We start from the raw sequence: 5,496 nt of genomic DNA, 5'->3' as shown, positions 1-5,496 counted from the left end.
AAGCTGGTATCGCGTCCCGGTGTTGGTACTATCGCTGCTGGTGTGGCCAAGGCTTACGCTGACTTGATCACCATTTCCGGTTATGACGGTGGTACCGCGGCAAGTCCGCTGACCTCTATCAAATATGCGGGTTCTCCGTGGGAATTGGGGCTGTCCGAAACCCATCAAACCCTGCGAGCAAATGATCTGCGCGATAAAGTTCGTGTACAAACTGACGGTGGTTTAAAGACCGGTTTGGATGTTGTGAAAGCAGCAATGCTCGGCGCAGAGAGCTTCGGCTTTGGTACTGGCCCGATGGTTGCGCTCGGCTGTAAATACCTGCGTATTTGCCATCTGAACAACTGTGCCACCGGTGTTGCTACCCAGCAAGACAAGTTGCGTAAAGACCATTACATCGGCACCGTTGAAATGGCGATGAACTTCTTCAAGTTTGTTGCTGAAGAGACCCGCGAGTGGATGGCGCGCCTCGGTGTGCGCAGTCTCGGTGAGCTGGTTGGTCGCGTCGATCTGTTAAAGATCCTCGAAGGCGAAACCACCAAACAACAGCAATTGGATTTGAGTCCGATCATCTATACCGATGATTTCCTGGCGACCAAACCACAATTGTGCGCAGTAAGCAAAAACGAGCCGTTCGATAAAGGCGAAACCGCCGAAGCTATGGTCAAGGTATTGCTGCCTGCGATTGAAGCCAAGACCGGTGGCGAGTTTGAATTCCATATCACCAACTGCGACCGCTCCATTGGCGCGCGTATCAGTGGTGAAATCGCCAAACGCTATGGCAATCAGGGCATGGCCGACAAACCGTTGAAACTCAAACTTACCGGTATTGCCGGTCAGAGCTTTGGGGTGTGGAACGCCGGTGGTTTGGATATGTACCTTGAAGGCGATGCCAACGATTATGTCGGTAAAGGCATGGCGGGCGGTAAGCTGGTAATTCGTCCACCGCGTACCTCCGGCTTCAAATCGAACAAAACCAGCATCATGGGTAACACCTGTTTGTACGGTGCGACTGGCGGTAAATTGTTTGCAGCCGGTACAGCGGGCGAGCGCTGTGGTGTGCGTAACTCCGGTGCCCATGTGGTAGTGGAAGGTGCGGGCGATCACTGCTGTGAATATATGACCGGCGGTGTAGTAACCGTTTTGGGTCAAACCGGTGTGAATTTCGGCGCGGGTATGACCGGCGGTTTTGCCTATGTATTGGACGAAGCCAATGACTTTGTGGATCGCTACAACCACGAGTTGGTCGATATCCATCGCATCAATACCGAAGCGCTGGAAGCCCAGCGCCATCATTTGCGTACAGTGATAGAAGAGTTCGTGGAAGAGACTGAAAGTGCATGGGGCCAACACCTGCTGGAAAACTTCGATGACTACATTGGCAAGTTCTGGTTGGTTAAACCTAAGGCGGCGTCTTTGGGTAGTTTGTTGGTCAGTTTCCGCAAGCGCGGCGAATAACTCTTGGTGACGAGTGAGGTCAAGATCATGTCAGCACGTTTAAACAATGACTTTCAGTTTCTCGATGTGGGTCGTCAGGACCCCACCAAGAAAGATATTGAAACCCGCAGACGCAACTTTGTGGAGATTTACCAACCTTTCGCCAAAGAAGAAGTGGAAGGTCAGGCGCACCGTTGCCTCGAGTGTGGTAACCCCTATTGCGAGTGGAAGTGCCCGGTGCACAATTTCATCCCTAACTGGTTGAAGCTGATTTCCGAAGGCAATATTTTTGAGGCCGCTGAGCTCAGTCACCAGACTAACTCGCTGCCGGAAGTTTGCGGCCGGGTATGCCCGCAGGATCGCCTCTGCGAAGGCGCTTGTACCCTGAATGATGGCTTTGGCGCAGTAACTATCGGCAACGCCGAGAAGTACATCACCGATACCGCTTTCGCCATGGGTTGGAAGCCGGACATGTCCAAAGTGGTGTGGACTGACAAAAAAGTCGCCATCATCGGCGCCGGTCCAGCGGGTATCGGTTGTGCTGACGTGTTGGTGCGCAACGGTGTTAAACCGGTAGTATTCGACAAGTATCCCGAAATCGGCGGTTTGCTGACCTTTGGTATTCCCGAGTTCAAGCTGGAAAAATCCGTGATGAGCCGTCGCCGTGAAATCTTTACCGAAATGGGTATCGAATTCCGCCTGAATACCGAAGTGGGCAAAGACATCACCATGGAAGAATTGCTGCGCGATTACGACGCCGTATTCATGGGCATGGGTACTTACACCTACATGAAAGGTGGTTTCCCCGGTGAAGATTTGCCTGGTGTTTACGATGCACTGCCCTTCCTGGTTGCCAACGTAAACCGCAACCTCGGCTTTGAAAAAAGCCCGGAAGATTTCATCAGCGTTAAAGGTAAAAAAGTGGTGGTGCTAGGTGGTGGTGATACCGCCATGGACTGTAACCGCACCTCGATTCGCCAGGGCGCAAGCAGCGTAACCTGTGCTTACCGCCGCGACGAAGAAAATATGCCCGGCTCCAAACGCGAAGTGGCCAATGCGAAAGAAGAGGGCGTGCAATTCCTTTACAACCGCCAGCCAGTTGAAGTGGTCGGCAATGGTAAAGTGGAAGGCGTTAAAGTGGTCACCACTCAAATGGGTGAGCCAGATGCTAAAGGTCGCCGCAGCCCGGTAGTGGTTCCCGGTTCAGAAGAGATCCTGCCCGCTGATGTAGTTTTGATAGCCTTCGGTTTCCGCCCGAGCCCGCAGCCATGGTTTGAAACCAATGGTGTCAAAACCAACGATTGGGGCGGTGTGATCGCACCGGAACAACAGCAATACAAATTCCAGACTACCAACCCCAAAGTATTTGCCGGTGGTGATATGGTGCGTGGTTCTGATCTGGTAGTAACGGCAATTTGGGAAGGCCGTGAAGCGGCTGACGGCATCCTGGACTTTTTGCAGGTATAAGTTTGCAGGTTTAATCCCGTAGGGGCGCTGCTTGCCGCGTCCTGATATGCAGATTTTTTTGGGCGCAGCAAACTGCGCTCCCATAACCCCGCTTTTGCGGGGTTTGTTTTATCCAACACAAGCAAGGCTTTAGCCTGAGGATAAGAGAATGACTGAACTCAAAAATGATCGTTTCCTGCGCGCATTGCTCAAGCAGCCAGTTGATGTAACTCCGGTATGGATGATGCGTCAGGCTGGCCGCTATCTACCAGAGTACCGCGCCAGCCGCGAAAAAGCGGGCGATTTTATGGGGCTATGCACCAATCCCGAGTTGGCCTGCGAGGTGACTTTGCAGCCGCTCGACCGCTATCCCGGTTTGGATGCAGCAATTCTCTTTTCCGATATTCTCACCATCCCCGATGCAATGGGTTTAGGTCTTTATTTTGAGACAGGCGAAGGTCCTAAATTCAAAAAAGCGGTGCGTACTGAAGCCGATGTGAATGCGCTCAGGGTGATTAACCCAGAGCAAGACCTGCCTTATGTGGTCAACGCGGTCAAAACTATTCGCCGTGAGCTCAATGGCCGTGTGCCGCTGATTGGCTTCTCTGGCAGCCCCTGGACACTGGCGACTTATATGATCGAAGGTGGTTCCAGTCGCGATTTCCGCCGTGCCAAGGAAATGCTCTACAACCAACCTCAGGTGATGCATCGTTTGCTGGATGTGTTGGCGGATTCGGTCACCGTTTATCTCAATGCGCAAATTACTGCGGGTGCGCAGGCGGTGCAGATTTTTGATACCTGGGGCGGTGCTCTCTCTCATGCGGCCTATCAAGAATTTTCGTTGAAATATATGCAGAAAATTGTCAGCGGTTTGATTCGCGAGCACGAAGGGCGTCAAGTTCCGGTTATTATGTTTACTAAAGGTGGAGGCCAATGGCTGGAATCTATGGCAGCAACCGGTACTACCGCGTTGGGACTGGATTGGACGACTGATATCGCTGCAGCGCGCGCCCGTGTTGGAAACAAAGTCGCCCTGCAAGGCAATATGGATCCGACGATTTTGTATGCATCACCCGAGCGTATTCGCGCTGAAGTAGGCACTATTCTCGCTGCTTACGGCAATGGTTCAGGCCATGTCTTTAACCTTGGGCATGGTATTACCCCGGAGGTTGATCCTGCCCATGCCGGTGCATTTATCAATGCGGTCCACGAGCTGTCGGCGCAATATCATCAATAATTTTTTACCTTGTGGGTTTGTTATTGCGCCTTTAATCTGCTGGCTCTGGCATGGCGCGCCTTTCTTGATTACACTTCGTGCAATATTAAGGTATTTTTTAGGAAGATTTAGAACCTGAATCAGGTTGCACAGGGGGGCTACGATGGTAGTAGCCACTGCGCTGCTCCGGCATATAGCCGGAATCCCGATCTAATAAGGCTGATAATTCGCACCTGCGGGTGATGTGGGGAATAGGCGTGGGAATCAAGCAAGTCAAAGTTGACGTCAACGAGTTGACCATAGGCATGTTTGTGTCTGGGCTGGATCGACCTTGGTCGCAAACTCCATTCCCCTTACAAGGCTTTTACTTGCGCGACTTGGGCGAGATCAACCAGCTCAAGGCGCTTTGCAACTATGTTTTTATCGATATTGAAAAAGGCCGTGGTCCGATTGCTGCCAACCTCAAGACTATCGCCCCTTCTGCTAAAAAGACCACTACCCGTGAGCGCGTAAGTTCATTTAACGAAACTGTTGCCCCACTCAAAATCCAGCGCGGGCTCTACCGCGAAGTGGAGCCGCTGCAGCGGGAGGTAAAAAAAGCCCGCCAATTGCACCAAAAAGTCTATGGCGCTGTAGTGGAAGTGATGGATCAACTGGAGAAAAACCAGTTCGATGCCCTCTCGCTCGGTGAGACCAAACGTGTCGCCAGTGAAATGGTGGACAGCGTGCTGCGCAATCCCGATGCTTTTACCTGGTTGTCCCGGGTACAGGAAAAAGACGAATACACCTATAGCCATGCTGTGCGGTCATCGGTATGGGCGATATTATTTGGTCGCCACATAGGTCTGCCCAAGCGCGATCTGGATGTATTGGCAATGGGGGTGTTGCTCAAGGATGTTGGTAAAGTCATGCTGGATTTGGCGCTGCTGTCCAAGGCAGAGCGCACGGCGGAAGAAGAGCGTCTCTATGAAACTTTCGTTGAACTTGGCTGTGAAATCCTGCGTAAGACCCCTGGTGTTGAGCCGCGTGTTATTAGCGTAGTAAAAACCCACTGCGAACGCCTGAATGGCAGCGGTTTCCCACAGGGTTTATCGGGCGATAAAATTCCCCTGCTCGGTAAAATTGCCGGCATAGTCACCTTTTACGATCACGTCACCAATCCGCGCGGTTCGCGCCATCCGATCGCGCCTTCCAAAGCTGTCGCCAAACTGTATGAACTGCGCAATATTCAGTTTCAGGAAGAGTTGGTGGTGGAGTTTATTCGCGCAATTGGACTTTATCCTACAGGTACTTTGGTCGAACTGAGTACCGGTGAAGTGGCTGTCGTCGTTGAGCAAAACTTTGAGCGCCGTTTAAAACCGCGTGTCATTGTGGTGCTGGATGCCTACAAACAACCCTTG

At 52.0% G+C, this 5,496-nt stretch carries 4 protein-coding genes; all 4 read left to right on the top strand.

Features of this window, described 5'->3' with window-relative positions; translation table 11 throughout:
* Positions 1–1,455, top strand: a 1,455-nt coding sequence (locus ACWA6V_RS16590; RefSeq protein WP_449523533.1) for a GltB/FmdC/FwdC-like GXGXG domain-containing protein, incomplete at its 5' end; no start/stop codon positions are given.
* 27 nt (positions 1,456–1,482) lie between these two features.
* Complete coding sequence (locus ACWA6V_RS16585; protein WP_449523532.1) at positions 1,483–2,901, top strand: FAD-dependent oxidoreductase; 1,419 nt, start codon at positions 1,483–1,485, stop codon at positions 2,899–2,901.
* 148 nt (positions 2,902–3,049) lie between these two features.
* Complete coding sequence (gene hemE, locus ACWA6V_RS16580) at positions 3,050–4,117, top strand: uroporphyrinogen decarboxylase (RefSeq protein WP_449523531.1); 1,068 nt, start codon at positions 3,050–3,052, stop codon at positions 4,115–4,117.
* A 236-nt stretch (positions 4,118–4,353) separates the two neighbouring features.
* The coding region (locus ACWA6V_RS16575) for an HD-GYP domain-containing protein (RefSeq protein WP_449523530.1) at positions 4,354–5,496 on the top strand (1,143 nt) is incomplete at its 3' end.

It is taken from the genome of Cellvibrio sp., assembly GCF_053579595.1.
This window is presented reverse-complemented; position numbering and strand designations above follow the sequence as displayed.

Excerpts from the sequence above, each read along its gene's own strand:
- ACWA6V_RS16585 (WP_449523532.1), top strand. The coding sequence starts at position 1,483 with ATGTCAGCACGTTTAAACAATGACTTTCAGTTTCTCGATGTGGGTCGT.
- hemE (WP_449523531.1), top strand. The coding sequence starts at position 3,050 with ATGACTGAACTCAAAAATGATCGTTTCCTGCGCGCATTGCTCAAGCAG.